Origin of the sequence: Peribacillus sp. AS_2, assembly GCF_026891895.1 — a bacterium.
Lineage (GTDB): Bacteria > Bacillota > Bacilli > Bacillales > DSM-1321 > Peribacillus > Peribacillus frigoritolerans.
Genome location: NZ_JAPTGA010000005.1, coordinates 227,474 through 252,779 on the forward strand (window position 1 = coordinate 227,474; position 25,306 = coordinate 252,779).

Below are 25,306 nucleotides of genomic sequence, written 5' to 3' on the forward strand. Positions count from 1 at the left end.
AAAAATCCCAAGTTATATATATATATAATAGATAAGGATTGAACAGTCAGTTCCTTTTCAGTTTAGGTTTTTAAATTCATTTACGTTTCCTCCTATTTACGAGAACCGGTCCAGATACTGGTTCTCCTTTTTTAAAGCTTACTATCCTGCTGCCGTATGGCAGTAACTAAAATAAATGGACTTACAGAATAAGTTCTATTTTTCCAATTTTTTCTTATAAAAGGTGACTGGTGTAACCCTGGTCAATGAGTCATGCCTTTGGGTATGGCTTATTTTTTTGCATTCAACTGCTTTTGAAAGCAGTTTATTATTTCAAATTGAAGGGACGAAATAAAAATGAAGATGGAACTTAGGGTTCAAAATGCGGATTTACATGCTAATGAAGATGGAACAATGACCGTTTCTGGTTATGTGAATAGAACCGAATCATTAAGTAATGTTCTTGGAGTCACAAAAAGATTCGTTGAAAAAATTGCAAAAGGAGCCTTTGCTCGTTCAATTCAAAATGCTCAGAGAGACATTGATTTCCTTGCTGAACATAACAACAAATTAATCTTGTCTTCTACTCGTAACCAATCTTTGAATCTTACTGAAGATAATAAAGGTTTGTTCATGGAAGCGATGATTACCCCTACTACATGGGGAAAGGATTATTACGAATTAATCAATTCTGGAATCCTTAGAAATATGTCTTTCGGTTTTCGAACTATCAAAGATAACTGGAAACTGTTGGAAGCTGGTCTTTATGAAAGAACCATTGAAGAACTTGAGTTATTCGAGGTCTCGGTTGTTCGAGACCCAGCCTATTCACAATCAACTATCGCGGCAAGAGGAATTGATTTAGTGGAGGAAGTTAAAATTCCTTCTGATGTCATACAAAATGGAAATAAAAAACAAGAGGAGAGAAACAACAATATGGAAACAGAACATCGATATTTAAGAACAAATGAAGAACTTAAAAAGGAAGAACGAAATGCTGATTATGAAGATTTCACATCGTTTATTCGTGAAAATCGTGCTTTACAAGGGACAGTTGAAGGATCTAGCTTAGTTCCCCAAATTGTCGCTGATTTAGTTATTAGGAAAATGGATCAGTCTAGTCCTGTTTTTGCTCGTGCAAAGAAATTTCCTTCTGTATATGGTTCTTTGAAAATCGCTAGAGAAGATGACTTTAATTTTGAGGCTGGCTTTGTTGGTGAGGGACAAGATGTTATCGAAGGAGCAATGGCATTACAAGAAGTGAAGCTCGAACAAAAAAGATATGGTGCTGCTATACAGTTAACAAATCAATTAATCAACGATTCAGCAATTAATATTGTGGACTATATTGCTGATTTATTGGCCCGCAGAGTGGCAAAAGTAGCTGAGAGAAGTATCCTAAATGGTAATACAACCGAAGAGTTCCGAGGGATTATTCATGATACTGATGTACAAGCAATTTCAGTGCCTACTTCTGTTAATAACATCACTTATGATTATTTAATGGACCTTTATAATGCAGTTCATCCAGATTATTTGAACGGTGCAATCTATATTGTTGAAAAGTCAGCTTTTAGTGCAATCTCTAAACTGAGAGATGGTGCAGGCCATTTCTATATGCAAAATGGTGTTGCGAATGGCCGTCCAACTCGTACACTCTTCGGAGCCGAAGTATTTGTAAGTGATTCGCTTCCTGAAACTACTCCAATCGTTTTCGGTAACATTGAGCGTGGGTATGGGCTGATGATCAAAAAGGATCAAGGAATTCAAATGATTCAAGATACAAAGACAGCATTTAAGGGGACCAAAATGTTTCTGTGTGATGTTTATGCTGATGGAGCAGTATACAACCCCCATGCTTTAGCAAAATTAGTAATAGTCTAATAAACGATGAGCAAAGTGGAAGAGAATACTACAATTCTCTTCCTATTATTCTATTTAGTCTAATTAAATAAAGGAGTGTAAGACATTGAGATCAGAGTTACAGGCAATGAAAAAGTTTAAAACAGCGTTTCGTGGAGACGACTATCGATTCTTAGTTGCAAAAGTTGCGATATATTATTTGAGAAGTCATGTTAGAAGTAAAACAGATTTATTTAATGAAGTAAACAAGGTGTTATTGTCACAAAAGTTAGCACCAATTAGTTTTGGTTTTATTCGTAATAATATATGAGCAGAAAGGTAATGCCGCCTATCTATTTGAATAAAAGTTAAAAATGGCTTAAATAACTTGTGAAGTGTCGCTCACACTACCAGGATTTTTTGCAAAAAGTATTTTTATGTAATTATTTGTAAAGGGGGGAGAATAAGATGAAAGCACCAGAATATTTTAACAAAACTGCTATCAACTATTTCAATTTTGTTGTAGCTGAACTTGAAAAAATAGATAAACTAAATACAACAGATCAACCAATAATTGAAAGATTAGCTTTTAACCTGGCGACGGTGGAGGCGTGTGAAAAAGAACTATTTCAAGACGGATATACTGTTATGGGTCCTCATGGTAAAAAGGAACATCCATCAGTTAGTACAGCAATGAAGGCTCAAGCGAAGATTATTGAGAGTTTCAAGTTGCTTGGATTAAATGCAGCACAGAAATTCAAAGAAGAACAAGCAAAACCTGATAATTTGAATAATGACCCATTAATTCAATTATTGCGTACAAAGTTTTAATTGAGATAGGGATATGGACTCTAAATGGTCCCAATTGTACTATAGCACAGACCCTAATATGTATTTTATGAATCACATAAGGGTTTGTCTAAAATATGCCATAAGAATTAATGAAATTAAAATAGCCAACAGCTATATTTGACTGAGAAGATTGCTACTGCAACCCCCTTTTTAAAGTAAAGCACCTTTAGTTAAGTAAATAAGTCATTTCATTCCTTCGTCTAATCGTTTATTGCATATAACATTTCTTCTTCTTTTTTCATTTAGTTTCAATTCTAAATGATTTATCCTAATTATCAGCTTGCTTAAAAGTGGATGATATGTTAAATTCTTCTTATTTTTTACATTATTGATTAAGGATTTGATAGAATGTTATGTATATATTATTTGGAGGGGTTTACATGTCTGAGCCACAGCTACAGCAAACCGAATCAATTAAATATTTGATGGAAAATATTGAAAAGGGTAATATTGTTTTACCAGAATTTCAACGTGATTTTGTATGGGACATAGGTAAAACATATGAATTATTTGATTCTTTAGTAAGAGATATCTTCATTGGTTCTATTATATATGGAAAACCATCTTTTGAGATTACTGTTCGTGATATAGATAAACGGCCTAGAAAGGGAACAGGCAGCAGAGCAAAAATAGAAACTAAATTTTTTACAAAAGAGGAAATCGAACATAAATCGCAAATTAATAATTTTCGTTTAGTGTTAGACGGTCAGCAGCGTGCAACATCAATTTATAGGGCTTTAAAAGGGATAGATGATATTTGGATTATAATAAAAAATGAAGAAGAACTAATAGAAGATATTCAGAATAAACAGTTTAAAGATAGGACATTAGAAGAAATTATCCATGAGTTTAATGGTCAAGAAGATGAAGACCGATTATCGGTTAAGCTATCAGATGCATACACAATAAATAAAAGTGATGATTTTGAAGATGAAATAAAAACAAAATATTTTGAGTTATTAATGTATCCTTCTGGATTTGAAGAAGATGAAATTAAAAGTGTTTTTAGGAAATTCATGGGTACAATAAAAAAATTGAATGAGTTATTAGGAAGCGAAAAATTACTGTCCTACTATTTACTTAATATGAATACAGAGAAATTTGCATTATTTTTTGAAAGAAGCAACAGTAAAGGTATTCAGTTAAACTTTATTGATATTTTGGCAGCTAAGCTTTATAAAGGCTTTAATCTAAGAGAAGAAATAGAGAAACTACAGAATAGTTACGATGTATCTGATTATCAATTTAATAGGGAAATAATAGTACGTACAATATCCTATATAATTAGTAACGGAAAAGAAGTAGATAGAAAGTATATATTAACAAACTTAAATTATACTCATTTTAATGAATATTGGGATAAAGTGTGTATTTATTATAAGAAAGTTATCGATTTTCTTTTTAAGGAAAATTACATATTGTCACAATCCTGGATGCCATATGAAAATATGATTATTCCATTAATTATTTTCCTACACGAACTTAACGGAAGCGATTTTTCTCAGATGAATGAAAGACAGAATGAATTTATTTCATACTGGTATTGGTCATCAATATTTTCACAAAGGTATTCATCTGGAACTAATGAAGTAATTGTACAAGATTGCACAATTTTAAAAAGAATTGCGAATAATCTAAAAACCACTGATAAAAGCTACTTCAATAAAATAAAAATTCCAATGAAAGGTCATGAGGACATACTTTCTTTAACCAAAAAAGGTAGTGCGGTTTATAAAGGTGTTTTAAACTTTATAAACTTTGCATCCAAAGGATTATTGGATTGGCCTAATTCTAGTAAGTTAACATTTAATAGCAAACTAGAGGACCATCATATTTTCCCCAAACAATATATAAAAGAAAATTATTCAGATGATGATAATGCTGTTTCACTAATTGATTGTGTAGCAAATAGAACTTTATTACCGAAAATAACAAATATTCGCATAGGGAAAAAGGCACCTTCTGATTATTTGATGGATATAAAATTAAAAAAAAATATTAATATTGAAGATAGCTTAAAAAATCATTTGATACCCATAGAATTATTAGATGGATTATATGATGACTTTTATTTTGATTTTGTGGAAACAAGGGCAAAACAAATTTTTGAATCCATTGAAAATAAAGTAATTGTAAAAGAAAAGCAGGTTTTAAATAATTTTTATAAAACTCCCGTTACTAGTAATTCAGGTAATAAGAAGGTTTTTGCTAACTACTATAATAAAAAAATTGAAGCTACGTTTGATATCGATACTGAAAAGATATTATATAAAGGGAAAAGTTATTCGGTTTCATCTGGAGCTAGCAAGGCTAAAGAAGATTTATCAGGGAAAGCAAATGCTTCAACAAATGGCTGGAAATTTTGGAAATACTATACTGACTCTGATGAGATAAGATTTATAGATGATTATAGGAAATCGAATGCTTTTACAAAATAAATGTTGATGAAATTATAATATAAAATATTAATTTAATGTAAGAATACGGTTCATGTTGTTATTGTATATATATCTAATACTTGTTTTATATATGTTGGATATAATTTGAAATTTAAACTATAGAAGGAGATTAAAATATGAATGAAGTTCATGATAAAGTATTATTTCAACACTTATCTGGAATTACTCAAAGCGCAATTACGAAGATTAATAAACTCATAGAAACTAGATCTATTCATATATCAAGACATTTTAAGTGGCCATCCATGTCTAAATATGATTTTCCAAGTGGCATGCCATCTTTTTCAGAATCTTCTTTTTCAGATGGTCAACCATATGACTATACTAGCGTATTTCAAAAGCAGTGGAGAGATAAACCTGAAATAGAAATTACTGAATTAACAGGTTATCCCGATTATCAGAGTTATGCAATGAACAATGAGGGTTTTAGGAATAAGTTCGGGGTAAATGAAGAGAAAGATAAGGAAAATGAATATAAAATATTTAAAATTTGTATCCAATCTGTTGCAGAGTCGATAATCGAACGTTATCTTCATATGTATAGGGAAGATAAAGATGAGTTTTCTATTGAATACTTTAAACGTATTTATCAACCTATAGAAAATTCAATATTTAACAAGAAGTTAAACATAGATATAGTTATTCCAATATTATTTTTAAAATTTAACTTTGAAAAATTCGAAATAGATAGCAATACATATATAGAAAAAATGGATAATATTATGCAGTTATCTCGAACTAGAATTTCAAATTACGCCGTTCCAGTTAATCAAACTGTTATTGGTTCTGCTACTCATGCTTTAGTTATAAAAAACTACAGTTTAGATAATCAAAGTAAGTGGTCATTATCTAAACTATTAGGGGAACAATATGCTTACCCTACTGAAATAATCGATGATTTTTTTAATTGTTTTAGGATATCGTTGGGGTATGAAACAGGTTATGCTCAATTGATTTCAAGACCAATTGATTGGTGCGAATCATATGAGGCATACCTAAGACCGATGTATGGTACGTTAATAAGAGCTTATCCAACTAAATTTGATGAATATTTTTGGTTGAATCCTGACCTACCTTGGGTATCAGAATTACAAATTGAACAAGTAGGAGCCATGTTTAGGAAGATTCAAAGTGAATCTAATCAAAAGCTAAAAATAGCAAATCATAGATTGAAATATTGTTACTTAAGGGACAATGAACAGGATGCTATTATTGATGCAATGATTGCTTTGGAAACTCTTTTATCAGATGGAGAAAAAACTGAGTTAAATCATAAACTAGCTTTAAGGATGGCAGCAATATTGAACCTTTCGGAAGAGATAACTCAGTCGCCTCAAGAAATATTTACAACAGTAAAAAAGATATATGATTATAGATCAGCTATTGTCCATGGAAATCCAAAAGCAGATAACAAAAGAGAAATAAAATTAGAAGGAACAACACCAACTCCAGCAGTAGAAAAGGCGATTGAGTATCTCAGATTGGCTATTACAATTATTGTAGAAAACCCACAATACTTAAAGGCAAGTAAAATTGATGAGGATTTAATATTAAAAAGTTTAAATTAATTTTCACTTTTTTACACTTTTTTCACTCTCGATATAACACTATCGGGAGTGATTTTTCATGTTGTTAACAAAAGAACGTTAATTCAACATTTATCAGATAAAATGATAAATCAGGACATAGTAAAAGCCTATGGAAGAACTTCCTAAATAGTAACCCAACTTATTATAAGGTATAAATACGACAGAATAAACTTAGAAGAGTTAATAAGTTTGTTGTTTATGAGCATTGGTTAAAGGAAGAAGTTGTTTATGCTGGTTCTGGAGTTTGCAGTTGGAATATTAATACAAGAAACACGGAACACAGGCAATTAATGCAGGATGGTAAATTAGCTTATAATTTTGTTGGAAAATTTGATAAAGAAAAGGATGCAAGGGAATTTGAAGTGGAGCTAAAATATAAGAAGCAAGGGTTATGTAGATTTAATAAAAGGATGTATTGAATTGAAGTATAAATATAAAAAGAGAATGCATTATGAAATAGCATTCTCTCTTTAAGTTAGTAATCCTTTAGGAAACCTTTTAACAGGAATAAGAGCAATTTTTTTGTCAATCTAGCGGTCACACTTTTGGTCACTAATATTGCCGAGAAAACCTTTGTATCGCTGTTTTCTGTTATTTTAGTGGTCATGAAAATGCTCAAAAACACGTTTACTCCCCAACACTTTTCTTATTAATCCGCTCCACAATCTCCATCAAATCATCCGGCTTATGAAACTCAATCGGCGAAACGCCTTTATCGAACTCTATTGTATTGGATTCTATCATCAATACATACTTCCCATTAATTTTCCCTAAATGGATGCTTTCGCCAAAATCGGCTAACAGTCCTTTGACGGATGTACTGCCAAGCTTCATTCGCATTTCGGCTTCAGGTGTATGCTCGACAATCTGGGCTGTGGCTTCGACGACCTGATGGGTCTCAAGGCGTTCCTGTATTTCCCGCTTTTCACTGGTTTCCCAGATTTCCAGATCCTGTTCGAATTTCTGCAGTTCGTCACTGTTTTCTTCGAATTGAGCGGATACATGTTCATGGACCATGTGAATGACTTGATTTTTCATGATTTCCGGCATTGATTCCCCGTACTCCACGAATTTTAAAAAGTCCTCAAAGTAGCGGGCATGTGAGGCCTGGTGGATTTTCAGTTCGCCTTCTTCGACCATTCCTTCTTCGGGCATGTATGGGTATTGGATGGATTTCATATTTTTAGTGGTGATTGCCATTTCAACGTGCCTAATCAAGGTCCGTTCATCCGAAATGGAAGCAACTTTCGGCTCGAAATCACATTTTAGTAAGAAAACGAATGGTTCATCAAGATATTTCGTTAATTTTGCGGATGCGATTATGAAGACACCGCCACGGACGGCACTTGTATCAATATAAGACCGCGTGAATTGTTCGTTTTCCTCTTGGAATTCCTGTTTTGTTTTTGCATATCGAACACGGTTAAATACATTGTAATTAGGGTTGGAATCAAGTGCATGTCCTTCTTCGACAATAAAAGAACCAATTTTGGTCGGTATTTGTTCAGTTTTTGGATGACGGTCGACTTTCCGTTTGGAAATCTTCATCAATTCCCCATCCAAAAAATCCTTTAGAGGACTTTCTTCGTATTCTTCAGTATCTAGAGTTTGGAAATGTTTAAAACGCTTATCAGCCTGATCGCCTTTTCCTTCGACTTGGATTAAATAAAAAGACAGATAGGTAATTGCAAAATCCATGAATGTCACCTTCTTCAATTATTAAGCATAATTCCCGTACTTTTTTTAAGACTTAATAAGTATAGTGATGTACTTTGATTCCGTCAAACTATTGGCGCATGAATGATCAGAATAATATTGGAGTATTATTTCATAATAATACATATACAAAAATAACGTATGATCCAATATTGGATTAAAAATATTACAACTTTTACAATAAAAAATTAATCGAAATACTCTAATAGCTTACTTTATTGAATAATGAATTGTTCATCCTTATTTGTTAAATATTGATATTCCTGTTGAATATTAAGGGTTCCCTTCCAAATAAAAATTCAAAAAAACAGAATTTTACAATAATAAATCGTTGACGAAGGAAGGGGTAATACGTATAATTTGAAAGTCAGACAATTCAGGAATTGTAGAAATTTGTCGAAATTTCTTCGGTATAAATGGTAAGTGAATTTATTTGTCTGTAGTTTTCAGAATAGTTTATAAAATTTACGGAGGAAAAAACATGAGTATTTTTAGGAAGAAGTCCATTGAGGACTTGTTGAAAAACGCAGGTTCCGGCGGTAAGGGATTGAAACGGGAACTGGGGGCTTGGGATTTAACGATGCTAGGAATCGGAGCGATTATTGGGACAGGCATATTTGTATTAACAGGTACTGGTGCAGTGAATGCTGGTCCTGCACTTTCATTATCTTTCGTCATTGCTGGGCTTGCCTGTTTATTCGCTGCACTTTCTTATGCAGAATTTGCAGCTTCCGTGCCGGTATCCGGTTCGACTTATACGTATGCTTATGCAACTTTAGGTGAATTCGCCGCTTGGATAATCGGATGGGATTTGATTCTTGAATACTTATTGGCTGTCAGTGCCGTATCGGCCGGGTGGTCGGGCTATTTCCAATCATTTTTAAGTGGATTCGGAATTAACTTTCCAGAGAAATTAACGGCGGCACCGGGTTCGGTCGAAGGTGTCACGACTTATATGAACTTGCCGGCCTTTTTGATCGTCATGGCGATTACCTTTTTGATTTCCATAGGTACGAAACAAACGACTAGAATCAATAATATCATGGTCGTTATTAAAGTGTTGGTAGTGTTGTTGTTCATCGTTTCTTCTATTTATTATGTGAAACCGGAAAACTGGCAGCCTTTCATGCCATTTGGTATCGATGGAGTATTTTCAACTGCCGCCTTAATGTTCTTTGCCTTCATCGGCTTTGATGCAGTTGCATCTGCTGCTGAAGAAACAAAAAATCCAGGAAAGAATTTACCACGCGGAATCCTCGGATCTTTGGTCATTTGTGTTGTGCTTTATATGGCGGTAAGTTTAATCATGACAGGTGTGGTACCGTATGCACAATTCAGCCAGGCTCTTGATCACCCGATTTCTTTGGTCTTGCAAAGCGCAGGACAAAATTGGGTTGCAGGTATCATCGATCTAGGTGCCTTCCTAGGGATGACAACGGTGATTTTGGTAATGTTGTATGGCCAAACGCGAATTATGTTTGCAATGTCACGTGATGGGCTGATGCCAAAATCCTTATCAAAACTTCATAAAAAATATAAAACACCTTATGCAGCTTCATGGATATTTGGTATGATAGCGGCCCTATTGGGAGCATTCATACCTCTTGGTGAATTGGCAGAGTTGGTCAACATTGGAACATTGACTGCTTTTACGATGATTTCCGTAGCGGTTATCGTTTTACGTAAAACAAGACCGGATATGAAACGGGCTTTTTATTGTCCGGCAGTACCGCTCGTTCCTGGCCTGGCAATCGTTTTTTGTGTATTCTTGATGATTCAGCTAGGGAGTCATACATGGATAAGGTTTTTAATCTGGATGGCTATCGGAGTAGTCATTTACTTCGCTTATTCCCGTAAGCATTCCAATCTTAACCAGCAGGAAATTGATCATTGAAAAAGACACTTTTTGAGCGTTTCAGTTTGACGACTAAAGGCGCGAGCTTATTCAAGTGTTCGAAATGAGTCCAGCCTACAGTTTTTTCTTGAAAATATATTCCGGTTGATTGGAACGGAAGGTACGAGACTCCTACGGGAAAAGAGCGTCCAAGGGAGTCCCCACAGGCGCCAAGAGCGCCGAGGAGGCTCCCGGACCGCCCGCGGAAAGCGAGTGCCCTACGTTCCAATCAACGTTCATATTCTACACTCTCTCAAAAAAAGTATACGGTCTGAGACACTCTCTGGAGTGTCTTTTTTTGTTTGGACATATATCGTTCATAAGTATTATGTGAAATAAGAAAATTTTTCAAAGTAAATTAAGATAAACAGACTTTATGTCGAAATAGTATATATGGGTTAAAAAATGGGGGGCAATTTAATCATGAAAAGAATTTGGAGAATTAAACAAAAGGTAGATTCTATAGACTATATGCAATATAAAGAACACGTCGGTATCAATATCAGGGAATATCCGAGCGTATTGAAGCAAGTGGACATGTTCATTTGAGCATCGAGGATTTATGTATAATTCGTTCTTTACAGGAACAAGTGAAGGAACATTTGACACAAATTGTAGGGAATTTTTATAAAAATCTAGAAAATGAACCCTCTTTAATGAAAATCATTAAGGACAATGGTTCTGTTGATAGGTTGAAAAAGACACTGCATCGTCATATGTTCGAAATGTTTAGCGGAACCATTGATGATGCGTATATTAAACAGCGTTATATTATCGCACAAGTACATGTGCGAATTGGACTTCAGCCAAAATGGTATATGAGTGCATTTCAGGATTTATTGCAATCATTGATTATTCATGTGATTTCCAACATAAAAAATATTGAGCAATATCAAGATAATATTCTGGCTGTCATTAAATTTTTAATTTAGAGCAGCAAATAGTTTTAGAGGCATATGAACTTGAAAATGAGAAGATTCGCCAAAAAGACTTAGCAGAAAAAGAGACGATGAAACTACAGGTCAATCATAATGCAGAGGAATTGGCAGCAATCAGTCAAGAGACCAGTTCAGCAACTCAATTAATGGCAAATAAGGTAGGGGAAATTCATGATTTTACCCAAAAGGGATCCGAGATTGCCATACATGCAGAGGGAAAGTCAAATGACGGAGTCGAACTGTTGCAAGGATTAGAGAAAAGATTGGTGAAAACGCAGGAGCAAATGACGATCATTTCAAAAGATATGGAGCAGCTTTCCAATACTTCAAAGGAAATTGAACGAATTGTCACGATCATCACTTCAATTGCCGAGCAAACGAATTTGTTGGCGTTGAACGCAGCGATCGAAGCGGCAAGAGCTGGTGAAAATGGTAAAGGATTTGCGGTTGTCGCTGGTGAGGTAAGGAAGCTATCGGAAAATACCAAGGACTCGGTATCTGAAGTAGTGAAATTGGTTAATGGAATCGCTCATTTTACCAATGTCATGAACACGTCAATTTCCATGGTTAGCGGGGAAATTACTAAAGGCACGAAACAAGGAAAAGAAACGGGCATATTTTTTACTGATATAGCAAAGGCCATGCTTTCTGTGAAAGAGCAGAATATTAAGATCACCAAGGAAATGACAGAGCTGAATGAAATATTCGATGAAATTAATGAAGCGTTCAATCAAGTGGCCGTTTCCTCGGATCAATTGACTCAATTGACAATGAACTTGTAATGAAGTTGAACGGTTTTGCAGAACAGCTCTATGACTCATTTATATTTTAATAAACAACTCGATAGAATATATCTAAAAACCCCCAAAGCGGTCTATAGAATATGAATAAACTTTAAATAGGGATTTAAATTACTTCCCAATGGATGCCGTTAACAGGCTGCTCATTAAATCACTTGATAAAATATAAGTTTAATGTTATATTAATAAAGCGATGAGCTAATTTGTGTAAGTCGAAGAACAAGCTTTTAGCTAAACGTCGGGATGTGGCCTGACGGTTCTGCGCCACAAACGCATCAAAGACGCCTGCTGCGTGCAGGCGTCTTTTTCATTTTATCGTTTCTTTTTTTGCAGCTTGTACGTCATCTTTGAATTCCTCTTGTATTTCTTCTGTTATTCCCTTGGTTGCATCTTTAAATTCCCTAAGTGAGGTGCCGACTGCCCGTCCGATTTGAGGCAGCTTGTTCGGTCCAAAAACAATTAAAGCTAAAAGAAGGATTAAAATTAAACCGGGAAAACCAATGTTTGATAGCATAATCAGTCACTCCAATCAAATCTATTAGTTAATATTATAGACTCCTTCCATGTATTTGCAAATGGTATTTAGAATATATTATAGTGTTGAACATCCGATGATCTTTGGAAGACAAACGCTTTCAATTCCGTCTCCATTTTATCTTGCACATTCTATCTTAAAATATTTACTTACCCAAGTATAATATTCCCTAAAATGATATCAATGAAAGTGGGGGACGGATAGTGTAAGCAAAGTACCATTTGACGTTTTGGGCATGAAATTTTTTTGTTGAATGGGAATGATTAAACTTGCAAGTTTGAAGATATTTCGGTATTATAACTATACAAGCTGCGTTGTTCGTAATGATAATTAAGTTTTAACCTTTAAGCTGTAATAGGGAGTTTTATATTGAAACAGGAATGTTATGCCTCGTCACTGACTTGGACAACAGGATTGCTTCTGCAAACACCCACTTTGAGGAGTGGTGGTTTAAAACTTTCTTACTTGAATACGGCAATGGCGGCTTACTACTTTAATAATTAGAAACCAGTCCGATAAGGGACTGGTTTTTTGTTGTTTTATGGTTTGGAACGTTGAAGATCCGTATAAAAAAAGATGATATCCAGAAATTGCGAATACCATGTTAGTAACGGGTTATGTGAAGGCTTCAAGAATTATGAATAATATGTGAAAGTTTTTATTGAAATATCAGATAATTAGCATTTATAATAACAATTAGATAACTCGGTTCACTATTTGTATAATATATGTGAGTCGAATATTTTTTGAATGATTACGTAAGCGCTATCATTTGGATGGAATTATTGCAGTCACCTAGAGAGGAGAAAGATTTTATGGCTAAAATTAATACGACCGAGGTAATTGGCAACAGTAAATTTAACCGCTTTCATTTAGGATTGCTGGCATGGTGTTTTATCATTATCCTTTTTGACGGTTATGACCTTGTCGTTTACGGAACAGTCGTCCCGTTATTGACAGAGGAATGGAACCTTACTTCCGTGGAAGCTGGGGCGATGGGCAGCTACGGTCTATTTGGAATGTTGTTCGGGGCCATCTTCTTTGGTACATTAGCAGATCGGATTGGCAGGAAAAACGTAATCGCGATTACACTTATTTTATTTAGTTTATTTACGCTTTTATGTGGATTTGCGGATACGCCTACGATGTTTTCGACTTTCCGATTCCTGGCGGGGTTAGGGCTTGGGGGCATCATGCCGAACGTCATTGCCTTATTGACGGATTATGCACCGAAAACGATGCGGAGCATGGTCGTTTCAATCGTTTTGTGCGGTTACTCATTCGGAGGGATGCTTGCGCCGATACTGGGCATCCTGGTTATGCCGACACTGGGTTGGGAATCAATATTCTGGTTTGCCGGAATACCATTGTTGTTTTTACCCTTCATGATGAAACGATTACCAGAGGCTTCGACCCATCTGATCAGAGTCAACAAAAAGGAAGAACTGATCAGAATATTATCCAAGGTAAGTCCGGAAAGTGAATTCGACATCAAGGACGAACTTGTGGAAGTGAAAAAAACAGAAGCCAATATGCCGATTGTTGGATTGTTTAAGGATTCCCGTACTCTTAGCACATTGATGTTCTGGATCGCCTTTTTCATGTGCTTATTGATGGTATATGGCTTGAATACATGGCTTCCAAAGCTAATGATCGAGGCAGGGTATGCGTTGAATTCAAGCTTAGGTTTCTTGATCGTCCTTCAAGGCGGCGCTATCGTAGGCACGCTAATCATCGCTAAACTTTGTGATCGTTATGGTTCCAAGAAAATGCTTGTGCCGATGTATGCGCTTGGTGCTGTAAGTTTGACGCTATTGGGAATGGGCGGAAGCTCATTTGTGATTTACACATTGGTAGCGATTGCTGGAGCCTGTACCATTGGTGCCCAAAACCTTGTACAAGCATATGTTTCCCAGTACTATCCGCCGAATATTAGATCGACTGCACTAGGGGTGGCATCTGGTATCGGAAGGATCGGCGGCATGCTCGGGCCCATACTCGGCGGATTTTTATTATCCATCTCGCTGCCCATCCAATTGAATTTCATCGCCTTCGCCATTCCGGGTCTCATTGCTGCAGTTGCCTTATCATTCGTTCCAGTGAAAATGGCTTATTATAAACATGATCACTCGGAACCAACTGAAGAAATGGGCGTAGAAGCCAATAAAATGAACGTCTTGTGAACTATAGGTATGAAATGCAGTGCTTGGATACCCATGCTGTCATTTCATGCCTATTTGTTTTTTTAGTCTTTTTTGCCAAAAATGAAATGGAAAATTGACAAGAAATAACGTAAAGGTTTTCCAGAAATTGTTTGGCGTGACCTACTTTTGAGAAAAGTTGCTTAAATGTTCATAATTTCGCAATATGAGTCACTATTACTTTAAAGAATAAATGTTAGAATGATGGTACGGATAATTAATTCTCCCTTGAAGTGGAGCGAACTAGAAATTAATCTCATCTTTTGTGAGGAGTCAATACTTTGAAAATTTTAAAACATGTAATTTTTTGGTTATGCATTATAGGGACTTTATTCTCTATGATTTATTTCTTTATAGCAGACATTCCGTTATATGTTAAATTGTTAGGCGGAGCCATCATCCTTTATCTTGGTTATGATTTAATAACAGAATCAAGGAAAAGAAAGCGTAAAGATGCCTTGGAAGCTTAAAACTATATTAGGTAAAAGCCCTCTATTTCTAAGTGGGCTCAGGCTGTAGTCAAACTCGATGAAAATCGATTTGGCTACAGTTTTTTTATGGCTTGTACAATTTGAACGTTGATTGGAACATACAAACTGAGCCCTCTTTTGATAAGAGGGCTTTTTTAAGCGCATCAAGAATTGGGCAATCCTTAGTTTAATAATTTGACCATGGTATTCGGAGGGAAAAATTTCATGTATCGAGTGTAAGCAAACTTGTCAATAAGGGGAAAGTGATTTCTGGCCACAAGTGGTTTTATAATTGCTTGAATTATAGACAAGATAGATTAAAGGGTCTTATGCCCTTTAATTCTTTTACTGTCTAGGGCCCCATATAATGACTGAAACACCGATCAAACAGATTACAGCTCCAATCCAATCATATAAATCAGGGGTTTTCTTATCGATGCCCCACCCCCATAAAACAGAAAGAACAATGAAAACCCCGCCATATGCAGCATATACACGGCCAAAGGTAGGGAACGTTTGAAATGTTGCAATGATGCCGTATAACACCAACCCGAAACCTCCGGCTAAACCTAGAAAAATGGATTTACCTTCTCTTAACCAAAGCCAAATAAGGTAACCGCCGCCAATTTCCGCCAGACCAGCCATAACGAAAATTACAATAGTAACCAACATATATGTATACCTCGCTTCCTCGTTGAAATTTTATCATAGATGAAACGATAAATGATCATACTTTACAGTGTTGTTAGTAAATTAACTGGGCATCACCTTTAAAGCATGAATATGATTCTTCATTTAATTTCGTTTTAGTATGAGTATGATGAGGTTGAATTATATTGCTGAATATTCTGACTTCTTATTGACTTTTTAAAACACTGTGTGTATCATTCACTATTAAGTGGTACTGACGTTGTGATGAGTTGGTGTAAAGGCAATAAAAACAACTTCAATCTAATAGAAGGAGGTAAATAAATAGCGGAAGTGTCATTACGTAAAGAGGATTGTAAAACATACAACTGATTTCCGATGGCGTTAATAAACTATTGTTCGAAAGAGACCAGAGAAAATTTTGCGTGTAAATATGTTAATAGTGTAGAAACGTTAGTACTTATTAATCACTATTTTAATTTTTGGATAACTCTCATTAAAGGAGGCTTTTTTATGGTTCAGGTGGATCTCTTGATAATGAACGCAAACGTTTTGACATTAGATGAAAAAAGTCGCATTGGAGGTTCTGTAGCAGTAAGTAATGGAATCATCATCGGAATCTGGACTGAAGCGGAACCACCTCGCGCGTCCATTGAATATAACAGCCGGACACAAGTTATCGATTTAAAAGGCGCAACATTGCTTCCGGGCTTTATCGACACCCACAACCATTTATTGATGTACTCCCAGTTTCGAAAACAAGCAAACTGCAGCTCGCCCCTTAACCAAACCATTGAAGATATACAAGCCCGCCTTCTTTCCATGGCTAAACAAACTGAAAAAGAGAATTGGATTTTGGGTTTTGGGTATGATGATACTCTTTTAAAAGAAAAAAGGCACCCAACCCGTGCTGAATTGGATGCAGTTGTTCCTGATCATCCCGTTTTCATCAGGCATGTATCCGCACACTTCGGAGTGGTTAATTCTGCAGCTCTTAAAATGGCAGGAATGGATGAAACTGTTTTGGACCCTCCTGGTGGACATCTAGGCCGGGATGGTTCAGGGCAACTGAATGGTATTTTATATGAGCTGCCTGCCATGAACATGGTTGAAAAGAAGATTCCGGCACCGTCTTTGGATTTATTGGTTTCATTATTAAGCGAAGGCTCGAAGGATTACTTAGAAACAGGGATCACTACAAATACTGACGCCGGTGTAGGGTTGAATATGGGCATAGTTGAACCGGAAGCCCATCTTAAAGCAATCGCGGAAAGAAAAAATCCATTGAGAATGCGCTTAATGGTCATGCACAATCTCCTGCGGGAAGGAAATGAATTAGGAAAATATACTGCTAATGAACTTAATCTGGAAATTATTGAAAAGTCCTGCGGTCGTGCTCGTCTTGATAGTGCTAAGTTGTTTCAAGATGGGTCAATTCAAGGATTAACAGCGGCATTGCGGCAGCCATACCATTGTAATCCTGGTGTTTCCGGAGACTTATTACACGAACAAAATGAATTTAATGAAGAAATTCTTGATTTAAACAAAAGGGGGTTTCGCATAACAACGCATGGAAACGGGGATAGGGCCATTGGCTCCATATTAGATGCCTATGAATTTGCACTGAAAAAAAATCCACGCGTCGATCACCGCCACCGAATAGAACATTTGCAAACCGTGACTAAATCCGATTTAGAACGAATGAAAAAGCTTGGCGTAGCAGGTTCATTTTTCATTAATCATGTTTATTATTGGGGGGACAGGCATAAAAAACTGTTTCTTGGGCCTGAAAGAGCCAACAGTATAAACCCCTTAAGAGACGCCCTTCTTAATAACTTGCTATTTACTGTGCATTCCGATTGTCCAGTAACACCCATCTCACCGTTATTTTCAGTTTGGGCTGCAGTTAATCGCATTACGAAGGGAGGGGAAGTATTAGGGCCTGAACAAAGGATAGGCGTTGAGAGTGCGCTGCGCTCAATGACGATATGGGGGGCGGAACTTAATTTTGACGAAAAGAATACCGGAAGTATCGAAATCGGAAAGAGAGCGGACTTCGTGATTCTTTCAGAAGATCCAATAAAGGTCGACCCATTGGAAATTAAGGATATTCCAGTTCTTGCCACTATAGTGGATGGTCATGTTGTATACCAGAAGGAATGGAGTTTAATATCTTGAGAAAAGTTGTTAAACTTGGCGAATTATGCGATAGGAACGCATCATTAATAACCTTATAAAAGGAAAGGTGGAGAATTATGTCCCGCCGAAAATTAGCTAGTATATTCATAGGTGTGATCATTCCATTTATAGCCATTGTTGGTATCATCCCTTTTATTGCGAAACTTGATTTCAGTGTAATGGGAATACCTATCCTTTATTTTTGGGTGTTTTTATGGTTTCCCTTGACTAGTCTTTGTCTTTGTATATCTTGGCATATTTATGATCGTCATCAATATAAAAATGAAAAGATGGGGTAGATGAGGAGGAATGGATAATGGCGGCGATTGTGTTTGGATCTATTATACTCTTATCAATTGGAATAGCATTGAACAGTCGGGGTGGTAAAGGGAAAATTGGTGTTGAGGAATATTTAGTCGGGGGCCGATCATTCGGTGGAATATTACTATTCTTCCTCGCAGTAGGTGAAATTTATAGTATAGGGACAATGATTGGATTTCCAGGAGGAATATACGCCAAAGGTCCGGGATATGGCATTTGGTTTCTAGGTTATATCCTTCTTGCTTACCCCATTGGATATTATATGGGCCCTTTAATGTGGAGAGCCGGGAAAAAATACGGGGCAATGACACTTCCGGATATTTTCAAAGGGCATTATTCCCATAGAGGATTGGAACTGGTAGTGGCAATTTCCGCATTGCTCTTCATGATTCCTTGGGGACAGCTGCAATTTGAGGGACTCGTCGTTGCGCTTAACGCCTTGGGGTTTAATTTATCGCCGACACTGTCAGTCATTGTTTCAGGGTGTTTAGCCTTTATTTATATATCGATTTCAGGTGTGAAAGCTCCAGCACTCATTTCTATCCTTAAAGATATAATCATGCTTCTAGCGATCATAATCACCGGGTTAGTGGTTATAAAAGAAATTAACGGAGTGTCAAACCTATTCAATTTGGCTAAGCAACATGGAGCGATGGTTACGATAGATAAATCTGAAGATGTCGTTTTCAGCATGACCACTATATTTTTTCAAGCATTAGCTTTCTATTGCATGCCGATCATCGTTGCTGTCGTATTCACTAGTAAGTCGGAAGGTACGATTAAGCGAACGCAAAGATTTATGCCCTTGTACATGTTGATGTATCCCTTTCTCATATTAGCTTCATATTTTGCTCTTGTTTCAATCCCTGATTTAGACAATCCAAACCAAGCCTTCATGGCGACAGTGACAAGCATCCTTCCTCCTTGGGCAGTTGGTTTAGTGGCTGCTGGGGCAGCTCTCTCGGGTATTTTAGTACTTGCCGTAACTAGTTTGGCGGTTGGAGGTTTAGTTTCCAGGAATTTATTAAGTAATGTTCCTGAAAAATCTCAAAGAAAATGGGTCCAAATTATTGTTCTTCTCTATCTGTTGTGTTCGATGGGGTTAACATTGCTGGCGCCAAGCTTGATGCTGAACTTGATCAACACAGCCTATTATGGTTTTGGTCAATTCCTGCCTGGATTATTATCGATTTACTTTTTCCGCTCCATAAGACCTGCAGGTATTGCAGCGGGCCTCATTGCAGGGGATCTGTTCGCCATAGGAATGCATCTAGCTCAGATTAATTTCTTGAATATTAATATAGGCTTAATTGCTTTATTGATAAACTTCACAGTTGCTTACGCCATCAGTATGTATTTGAAAAGAAAACAGAAAGCACAGACCGCTTTTGAAGAACCAATCGCCTTCAATAGTATTGAAGTAGAAGAAACCTATCCAAAAAACTCTGTCATTGTCGATTAATATTTCTTACGATAAGATGCATTCAGGTTTAATTCAACCATACATTATTGTAATAGGCTTAAATTCGTTAAATATCCAGAAAAAGACCAGTTTTTTTACCTCTAACTTTGGTTGCAATACAGATGCAAAGGGTACTATACCTAAATAGGAATATAGTAATCTAGTTGAGGAGTTGCAGCCATGAAATCCCGATCATTTGCATACATGTTAGCGCTATTTCATTCAAGTATTGTCGGCCTATCTTTTTTATTCACGAAAATGGCGATTGCTGAATCGAATCCGCTTGATACTTTGGCGTTCCGGTTCACGATTTCTTTCGCCATCATTTTATTCCTGGTCGCCGTAAAAGTCATTAAGGTGAACTATTCTTGGGAGTCGATTAAAAATCTTGTACCGCTTTCCCTATTATTCCCAACTCTTTTCTTTGCCTTTCAAACTTTCGGACTTAAGTATTCGCAATCAACCGATGCTGGAATTCTGTCAGCCGTCACTCCAATTCTAACATTGATGATAGCTGGATACTTCCTTAAGGAGAAAACATCTTTATATCAAAAACTTTCGATTGTCTTGTCGGTAGTTGGGGTCATTTTTATTTTTGTGATGAAAGGGAGCAGCATCAATTTTTCTGACATGCTTGGGATGGTATTGATCCTGCTATCCTGTATTGCAACTGCTTGTTATACAACGATGACCCGTTCACTTGCCAGGAACCATACACCAGGTGAAATGTCCTTTTTCATGATGGGAACAGGCTTTGTCATTTTTAATGCAGCTGCACTCGTTACCCATTTAAAACAAGGTACGATGGCGGAATTCTTTACACCATGGTCGAGCATGGAATTCATCAGTTCCATTTTGTATTTGGGAATATTGGCTTCATTGGTCACTTCATTATTATCCAATACGATTTTATCAAAAATAAAAGCTTCGCAAATGAGTGTGTTTGCCAATCTTTCCACTGTTGTCACGATTGCGGCAGGAGCTCTCATTCTAAATGAAAAGCTTACGATCTATGATATATTGGGTTCGATACTAATCATTTTAGGCGTAATAGGCACCAATTATTTTGGAGTGAAGAAAGAGCATTCAATAAAAGTGAATCTTGAATATAATGAAGGGAAATTGTAAATGAAAAAGGTCCATCCCAATATGGATGGACCTTTCGACTGTAGACAAACTCGATGAAAATCGAGTTTGTCTACAGTTTTTTTGGCTTGTATAAATTTGGACGTTGATTGGAACGTAGGGCACTCGCTTTCCGAGGGCGGTCAGGGAGCCTCCTTGGCCTGCGGGGTCTCCCCTAGACTCGCTTTTCACGCAGGAGTCTCGTACACCCGCTCCAATCAACTTAGATATAACATTTAGATAGAAACCAGACCTGAGGGGGGAAGGTATTGCTTTGGGTCATTTGGTTCGGGAACATCATTTGATGAATGATACGTTTTCCGAACCCCTTTTTTCATTTCCACCATCTTGTTTGAGGGAAATCCGTTGAACCAAGCACTACCGGTTCGCCTATTTGAGGTGTGCAGACCTGGACACCCAGGTCATTGGCCGCTTTTGTTACCCGTTCTATCGGATCTGTCCAGTCATGAAAAGACAATGTGAAACCTGCCCAATGAATGGGGATCATCCGTTTTCCTTGTACATCGATGTGTGCTTGAACAGTTTCTTCAGGAATCATATGGATGGTTGACCAACGTTCATCATATTGGCCGCATTCCATTAAAGTTAAATCAAATGGACCGTATTTTTCGCCGATTTCTTTAAAATGGCTGCCATAACCACTATCGCCGCTGAAATATACCTTTTCTTGTTTTCCTTTAATTATCCAAGAACACCAAAGTGTCGTATTGCCATCGCCTAAACTTCTACCAGAAAAATGCCTTGCAGGTGTACAAATAAATTGCAAGTCCTTGAATGAAGCTTCATCCCACCAATTATGTTCCTGAATCAGTTCTTGTTTAACGCCCCATCTTTCTAGATGTCCACCGACACCGAGTGGGACAATGAACTGGTTGACCTTATCTTTTAATTTCTTTATCGAGAAATAATCCAAATGATCGTAGTGATCATGTGAAAGCAGGACGGCATCGATAGGAGGAAGCATATCGATATCAAAAGGCAGCTCCCCGCTAAAGCGCTTGTTCCCGAACCATGGAAAGGGAGTGGGTGCTTTGCCAAACATGGGATCCACTAAAATGGTTTTCCCATCTAACTCCAACATGAAAGCAGAATGACCAAACCAGGTGATTTTATTGGAATTCTTAGAAACGGAGGGTTCTTTTGTACCAATTACAATGGGACTGTCGGGCCTCCTCTTTGGATTAGGTTTTATGAAATCACGTAAAATGGAACCAGTATGCTTAAGACTCATCGCTTGACTGGCAGGAATCTGATTTTGGAATTTCCCTTTGGCAAAATTCTCTTTAGTAGTGAAACTTTTTACCTTTTCTTTGTTTGTCCGTCTTCCAAGCGGAGGATAGAGGTTAAGGAAAAGTAACAAAAGTATAAAAGTAGAAATGAGGATCTTAATAATTTTCATCATGATAGCTTCCTCCAATAGTAATCATAGCTTTTATTAATACATATCATATCATAGAATTTATACGGTTATTTACTATGATGTCCCACAATATAAATGATAAAGATATCTGTAAAATCACATTGGGTGGAGTGTTTTTTCTTGTGGTAAATGTTTAAGTTTCACCCGTCTCAGGCAGGGAATAGAGGTATATATAATGAATAATATAGAGGACGGGATAAGGAATGTAGCAGCTGAATGGTAGGGGGATAAATCGATTGTTAATGTTTTTCAGAGTCTTTGTATGGGTAGTATTTATTGCATTATTAGCCTATGTCATTCTTTCTTGGAAATATAAAGAGAAGGTTAGTAAAAGGATTGAAGCGATTCGAAAAACCTGGTATATCATTTTTATACTGGGAGCACTGATTTATTGGAATTTCTATCCGATGAGCATTTTTAATGAGTGGGAAAATTTCTTGATCATGGCTATCGTATTCATCCTGATTGATATGTTTGTGTTCTTGAGCATGTATATATCGAAGATTGGCGATAACGAGCTATCCTATGCAACAAAAGCCGTTGCGGAAAGTGATAAACTATTAACGGATAATAGGGAAAAGGTCAAGAATATGTTTCATCTCCTAAAGAAAGAAGGAATACCTGAGTATTATCAAACGAATAAGGAATACTTGGCTTATTTGAGCATTCTCCTTCAAGCATATGCAGCAAAGGAAGGGATGAACGTGAAAATCCTTCCTTTCAAAACCGAACAGGACAAGCAGTCGGTGATAAATGGGGTTCCGAACTTGAATGGCAGTACCATTCGTGCTACATTGGAAAGAGAAGATACGTATTATAATGATGAAGAAAAAATGGCTCTGCAGCCTGTTAGTATTTTGATGGAACCCTATATCCTTGACGTTAAATCAGAAAGCTTCGTTTCAGAAGTCGATTGTTTATTGATAGCATTATTAATCATGATGTTCGATATGGTCATAAAACAAAAACCAGGTGGTGAAGGATAAATGAGCATTTATGATAAAGCCGGCAACGACGTTTCAGTTGCCGTAATCAAACCACAGGTTAAAATACCCGATGTAGGTTTAAGTCCCCACACTAAAAAAGTGATGAAACAGAACGAACGCATCATTCTGAAACAAAAAGAAAAAGCTGCACGCTTCAGCCGGTTAAAAAGTGTTTTGTGAAAAGGAAGGCGTTTTTCCTTTCCTTATGATATTTAATGGTTAACCCGCATATACTATTCAAAATCAAAGAATAGGAAGGGTCTTTCAGAATATGAACAAAAAGCCCGAGAGAGTTAACATCCCGGTCCCCTCCGCTTCACCATCCGAGAAACGGATACATAAGGCAAATGCCGACCTGCTCAAGCTTTTGCAAAGGCTGAAAGCGAAACGTTGGATTTTTTTAAGGTGAAAGAAAGCCAGTCTCCTAAGGAGAACTGGTTTTTTTATTTGGCTGTTTTCACATACTTTGTTGCTTTTTACTAAGTAGTGCGGTGTGGTTGATTTCCCCTCCAGATGCTCAGTTTCCTTGGTGCGGGCGGTGAGCCTCCTCGGCGTAAACGCCTGTGGGGTCTCACCTGTCCCGCTGCTCCCGCAGGAGTCTCGCACTTCCGCTTCAATCACCCTTGTTTTAAAAATAACAATCTTTACGAAAAGAGCATTTTATTTTTTACATGATCACTCAGGGTGGAAGTATTGAATATTTTTCCGTCCAGACTCTTTGGCCATATACATGGAACGGTCCGCTTTTTTCAAAAGTGAGTCCATTTCCATACCATGATGAGGATAAAAGCTAATCCCTATGCTAGCTGATACAAAATGATCATTTCCATTAATGGTAATGGGCATTGTGGATAAACTGTTCAATAATAATTCAGCGTTTTGCTGAGTGCTTTTCATTAAATCCTCACAATGCGAAGGATTTAATAATACAATGAATTCATCACCACCGATTCGAGCCACCTGACTGCCTTCGGGGACGGTTTGCAAAAAACATTCAGCAGCCTTTTTGATGACGCCGTCACCAGTAACATGTCCAAAGGAATCATTAAAAAATTTAAAATGGTCAAGATCGATGTAAAGAAGGGCCATTTCATCGTTCGTTTTATCTTGATGATAATCAAAATAATTATAAATGAAGTTCCGATTATAAAGACCTGATAAAGGGTCCCTGATAATCCCTTTTTCAAGATTGATGGCATGACTAATCAAAGCTGCCATAGACTTAATGAGGGTTAGGTCATATTCTTTAAAAACATGAGGGTTAATGTCGAATGCACATAATGTCCCAATGATTTCACCCTCATTTATAAGGGGAGCTCCCATAAAACACCCATTCCCGATTAAACTGGTTGCAGGGTGGTCACTAGTCAATTCATGTTTCCCCAAATTCGGGATTACGAGTGGTTCCAAGCCATTCTCAACAACTAATTTACAATAAGCCATATTATATGGAAGGATGTCACCTTCACAAATTAACTTTGCATTTCTATTGAAGGACTTGATCATGAAACTCTGGATGGGATTCACTATAGAAAGGAAAAATGTATTGACCTCAATGGTTTGAGCTAAAAGTGCTAATACTTCTTTAGCGATGGAATCAAAATTTTTATAATAGTTGATATCTTGCTGAATCATTCCCAGGCTCCTTTTTTTATCTATATTCTTTTTAGGTTTTCTGATGTTATTTCTTATATTCAAAGCAAAGACACAAAAGCGTAATCTGAATATCGTGACAGTTGCCCGGATTTCCTCTAAACTCAATTAAGGGGCTGGAATTGTATTATGGATGAATCATGTAATCGGGAAAGTTGAAAAATGGACCTTTACTTAATTTTCGGCTTTTTTTTATTATCATTAAATTCTCCTGATT

At 36.7% G+C, this 25,306-nt stretch carries 22 protein-coding genes and 1 other RNA gene; 18 read left to right on the forward strand and 5 right to left on the reverse strand.

The window, feature by feature from the left end:
- Nucleotides 1-336: 336 nt before the first annotated feature.
- The 5 genes from OTG27_RS11325 to OTG27_RS11345 all read left to right on the forward strand — a co-directional run bounded on the left by OTG27_RS11325 (nt 337) and on the right by OTG27_RS11345 (nt 6,700).
- Complete coding sequence (locus tag OTG27_RS11325) at nt 337-1,863, forward strand: phage major capsid protein (RefSeq protein WP_268936961.1); 1,527 nt, start codon at nt 337-339, stop codon at nt 1,861-1,863.
- An 85-nt stretch (nt 1,864-1,948) separates the two neighbouring features.
- Nucleotides 1,949-2,152 carry a hypothetical protein gene (locus OTG27_RS11330; protein ID WP_268936962.1) on the forward strand — a complete coding sequence of 68 codons (204 nt, stop codon included), beginning with the start codon at nt 1,949-1,951 and terminating at the stop codon, nt 2,150-2,152.
- A gap of 137 nt (nt 2,153-2,289) precedes the next feature.
- Nucleotides 2,290-2,652 carry a P27 family phage terminase small subunit gene (locus OTG27_RS11335; RefSeq protein WP_268936963.1) on the forward strand — a complete coding sequence of 121 codons (363 nt, stop codon included), beginning with the start codon at nt 2,290-2,292 and terminating at the stop codon, nt 2,650-2,652.
- A 401-nt stretch (nt 2,653-3,053) separates the two neighbouring features.
- Nucleotides 3,054-5,111 (forward strand): DUF262 domain-containing protein, encoded by a 2,058-nt coding sequence (locus OTG27_RS11340; RefSeq protein WP_268936964.1) that lies wholly within the window; start codon nt 3,054-3,056, stop codon nt 5,109-5,111.
- 137 nt (nt 5,112-5,248) lie between these two features.
- The gene (locus OTG27_RS11345) at nt 5,249-6,700 is read left to right on the forward strand and encodes a HEPN domain-containing protein (protein ID WP_268936965.1); all 1,452 of its coding nucleotides are present in this window, start codon (nt 5,249-5,251) and stop codon (nt 6,698-6,700) included.
- A gap of 648 nt (nt 6,701-7,348) precedes the next feature.
- On the opposite strand, the gene OTG27_RS11350 is transcribed toward OTG27_RS11345, so the two are convergent.
- Nucleotides 7,349-8,419: a DUF3900 domain-containing protein gene (locus OTG27_RS11350; protein ID WP_268936966.1), complete on the reverse strand. Its 1,071-nt coding sequence runs from the start codon at nt 8,417-8,419 to the stop codon at nt 7,349-7,351.
- Nucleotides 8,420-8,918: 499 nt separating this feature from the next.
- Between OTG27_RS11350 and bcaP the strand changes: the two genes are divergently transcribed.
- The 4 genes from bcaP (at nt 8,919) to OTG27_RS11370 (ending at nt 12,051) form a co-directional block, all read left to right on the forward strand.
- On the forward strand, nt 8,919-10,331 hold the full coding sequence (gene bcaP / locus OTG27_RS11355; protein ID WP_268936967.1) for a branched-chain amino acid transporter BcaP: 1,413 nt from the start codon (nt 8,919-8,921) through the stop codon (nt 10,329-10,331).
- A gap of 423 nt (nt 10,332-10,754) precedes the next feature.
- A complete protein-coding gene (locus tag OTG27_RS11360; RefSeq protein WP_268936968.1) occupies nt 10,755-10,880 on the forward strand; it encodes a hypothetical protein in 126 nt (41 codons plus the stop codon).
- Nucleotides 10,877-11,263 (forward strand): protoglobin domain-containing protein, encoded by a 387-nt coding sequence (locus tag OTG27_RS11365; RefSeq protein WP_268936969.1) that lies wholly within the window; start codon nt 10,877-10,879, stop codon nt 11,261-11,263. The genes OTG27_RS11360 and OTG27_RS11365 overlap by 4 nt, the downstream gene beginning before the upstream one ends.
- A gap of 77 nt (nt 11,264-11,340) precedes the next feature.
- A complete protein-coding gene (locus OTG27_RS11370; RefSeq protein ID WP_268936970.1) occupies nt 11,341-12,051 on the forward strand; it encodes a methyl-accepting chemotaxis protein in 711 nt (236 codons plus the stop codon).
- Nucleotides 12,052-12,376: 325 nt separating this feature from the next.
- On the opposite strand, the gene tatA is transcribed toward OTG27_RS11370, so the two are convergent.
- Complete coding sequence (gene tatA, locus OTG27_RS11375) at nt 12,377-12,583, reverse strand: twin-arginine translocase TatA/TatE family subunit (RefSeq protein WP_034312109.1); 207 nt, start codon at nt 12,581-12,583, stop codon at nt 12,377-12,379.
- 324 nt (nt 12,584-12,907) lie between these two features.
- Here tatA and ssrS point away from each other — a divergent pair.
- The 3 genes from ssrS to OTG27_RS11390 all read left to right on the forward strand — a co-directional run bounded on the left by ssrS (nt 12,908) and on the right by OTG27_RS11390 (nt 15,275).
- A non-coding RNA gene (ssrS, locus tag OTG27_RS11380) (6S RNA) lies at nt 12,908-13,095 on the forward strand.
- 324 nt (nt 13,096-13,419) lie between these two features.
- The gene (locus OTG27_RS11385) at nt 13,420-14,787 is read left to right on the forward strand and encodes an MFS transporter (RefSeq protein ID WP_268936971.1); all 1,368 of its coding nucleotides are present in this window, start codon (nt 13,420-13,422) and stop codon (nt 14,785-14,787) included.
- Between the two features lie 299 nt (nt 14,788-15,086).
- Complete coding sequence (locus OTG27_RS11390; RefSeq protein WP_268936972.1) at nt 15,087-15,275, forward strand: hypothetical protein; 189 nt, start codon at nt 15,087-15,089, stop codon at nt 15,273-15,275.
- Nucleotides 15,276-15,620: 345 nt separating this feature from the next.
- On the opposite strand, the gene OTG27_RS11395 is transcribed toward OTG27_RS11390, so the two are convergent.
- On the reverse strand, nt 15,621-15,947 hold the full coding sequence (locus OTG27_RS11395; protein WP_054395923.1) for a YnfA family protein: 327 nt from the start codon (nt 15,945-15,947) through the stop codon (nt 15,621-15,623).
- A 489-nt stretch (nt 15,948-16,436) separates the two neighbouring features.
- Between OTG27_RS11395 and OTG27_RS11400 the strand changes: the two genes are divergently transcribed.
- From OTG27_RS11400 to OTG27_RS11415, 4 genes are all read left to right on the forward strand, one after another.
- Nucleotides 16,437-18,101, forward strand: coding sequence for an amidohydrolase (locus OTG27_RS11400; RefSeq protein ID WP_268936973.1), 1,665 nt, complete (start codon nt 16,437-16,439; stop codon nt 18,099-18,101).
- Between the two features lie 77 nt (nt 18,102-18,178).
- Complete coding sequence (locus OTG27_RS11405) at nt 18,179-18,400, forward strand: DUF3311 domain-containing protein (protein ID WP_096339586.1); 222 nt, start codon at nt 18,179-18,181, stop codon at nt 18,398-18,400.
- A 17-nt stretch (nt 18,401-18,417) separates the two neighbouring features.
- Entirely contained in the window at nt 18,418-19,884 is a 1,467-nt protein-coding gene (locus tag OTG27_RS11410) for a sodium:solute symporter family protein (protein ID WP_268936974.1), read from the forward strand.
- 180 nt (nt 19,885-20,064) lie between these two features.
- A complete protein-coding gene (locus tag OTG27_RS11415) occupies nt 20,065-21,012 on the forward strand; it encodes a DMT family transporter (RefSeq protein ID WP_268936975.1) in 948 nt (315 codons plus the stop codon).
- Nucleotides 21,013-21,343: 331 nt separating this feature from the next.
- On the opposite strand, the gene OTG27_RS11420 is transcribed toward OTG27_RS11415, so the two are convergent.
- On the reverse strand, nt 21,344-22,432 hold the full coding sequence (locus OTG27_RS11420; RefSeq protein WP_307730059.1) for an MBL fold metallo-hydrolase: 1,089 nt from the start codon (nt 22,430-22,432) through the stop codon (nt 21,344-21,346).
- A 260-nt stretch (nt 22,433-22,692) separates the two neighbouring features.
- Here OTG27_RS11420 and OTG27_RS11425 point away from each other — a divergent pair, with 260 nt between their 5' ends.
- Complete coding sequence (locus tag OTG27_RS11425) at nt 22,693-23,436, forward strand: type II toxin-antitoxin system SpoIISA family toxin (RefSeq protein WP_223255799.1); 744 nt, start codon at nt 22,693-22,695, stop codon at nt 23,434-23,436.
- Complete coding sequence (locus OTG27_RS11430) at nt 23,437-23,616, forward strand: hypothetical protein (protein ID WP_034312075.1); 180 nt, start codon at nt 23,437-23,439, stop codon at nt 23,614-23,616. It begins immediately after the preceding gene.
- Nucleotides 23,617-24,111: 495 nt separating this feature from the next.
- Here OTG27_RS11430 and OTG27_RS11435 read toward each other — a convergent pair whose 3' ends face one another.
- On the reverse strand, nt 24,112-25,071 hold the full coding sequence (locus OTG27_RS11435) for a sensor domain-containing diguanylate cyclase (RefSeq protein ID WP_098187635.1): 960 nt from the start codon (nt 25,069-25,071) through the stop codon (nt 24,112-24,114).
- Nucleotides 25,072-25,306 lie beyond the last annotated feature (235 nt).

Coding starts and splice junctions, on each gene's coding strand:
- OTG27_RS11325 (WP_268936961.1), top strand. CDS start 337: ATGAAGATGGAACTTAGGGTTCAAAATGCGGATTTACATGCTAATGAA.
- OTG27_RS11335 (WP_268936963.1), top strand. CDS start 2,290: ATGAAAGCACCAGAATATTTTAACAAAACTGCTATCAACTATTTCAAT.
- OTG27_RS11340 (WP_268936964.1), top strand. CDS start 3,054: ATGTCTGAGCCACAGCTACAGCAAACCGAATCAATTAAATATTTGATG.
- OTG27_RS11345 (WP_268936965.1), top strand. CDS start 5,249: ATGAATGAAGTTCATGATAAAGTATTATTTCAACACTTATCTGGAATT.
- OTG27_RS11350 (WP_268936966.1), bottom strand. CDS start 8,419: ATGGATTTTGCAATTACCTATCTGTCTTTTTATTTAATCCAAGTCGAA.
- bcaP (WP_268936967.1), top strand. CDS start 8,919: ATGAGTATTTTTAGGAAGAAGTCCATTGAGGACTTGTTGAAAAACGCA.
- OTG27_RS11360 (WP_268936968.1), top strand. CDS start 10,755: ATGAAAAGAATTTGGAGAATTAAACAAAAGGTAGATTCTATAGACTAT.
- OTG27_RS11370 (WP_268936970.1), top strand. CDS start 11,341: ATGAAACTACAGGTCAATCATAATGCAGAGGAATTGGCAGCAATCAGT.
- tatA (WP_034312109.1), bottom strand. CDS start 12,583: ATGCTATCAAACATTGGTTTTCCCGGTTTAATTTTAATCCTTCTTTTA.
- OTG27_RS11385 (WP_268936971.1), top strand. CDS start 13,420: ATGGCTAAAATTAATACGACCGAGGTAATTGGCAACAGTAAATTTAAC.
- OTG27_RS11395 (WP_054395923.1), bottom strand. CDS start 15,947: ATGTTGGTTACTATTGTAATTTTCGTTATGGCTGGTCTGGCGGAAATT.
- OTG27_RS11400 (WP_268936973.1), top strand. CDS start 16,437: ATGGTTCAGGTGGATCTCTTGATAATGAACGCAAACGTTTTGACATTA.
- OTG27_RS11405 (WP_096339586.1), top strand. CDS start 18,179: ATGTCCCGCCGAAAATTAGCTAGTATATTCATAGGTGTGATCATTCCA.
- OTG27_RS11410 (WP_268936974.1), top strand. CDS start 18,418: ATGGCGGCGATTGTGTTTGGATCTATTATACTCTTATCAATTGGAATA.
- OTG27_RS11415 (WP_268936975.1), top strand. CDS start 20,065: ATGAAATCCCGATCATTTGCATACATGTTAGCGCTATTTCATTCAAGT.
- OTG27_RS11420 (WP_307730059.1), bottom strand. CDS start 22,432: ATGATGAAAATTATTAAGATCCTCATTTCTACTTTTATACTTTTGTTA.
- OTG27_RS11425 (WP_223255799.1), top strand. CDS start 22,693: ATGTTTTTCAGAGTCTTTGTATGGGTAGTATTTATTGCATTATTAGCC.
- OTG27_RS11430 (WP_034312075.1), top strand. CDS start 23,437: ATGAGCATTTATGATAAAGCCGGCAACGACGTTTCAGTTGCCGTAATC.
- OTG27_RS11435 (WP_098187635.1), bottom strand. CDS start 25,071: ATGATTCAGCAAGATATCAACTATTATAAAAATTTTGATTCCATCGCT.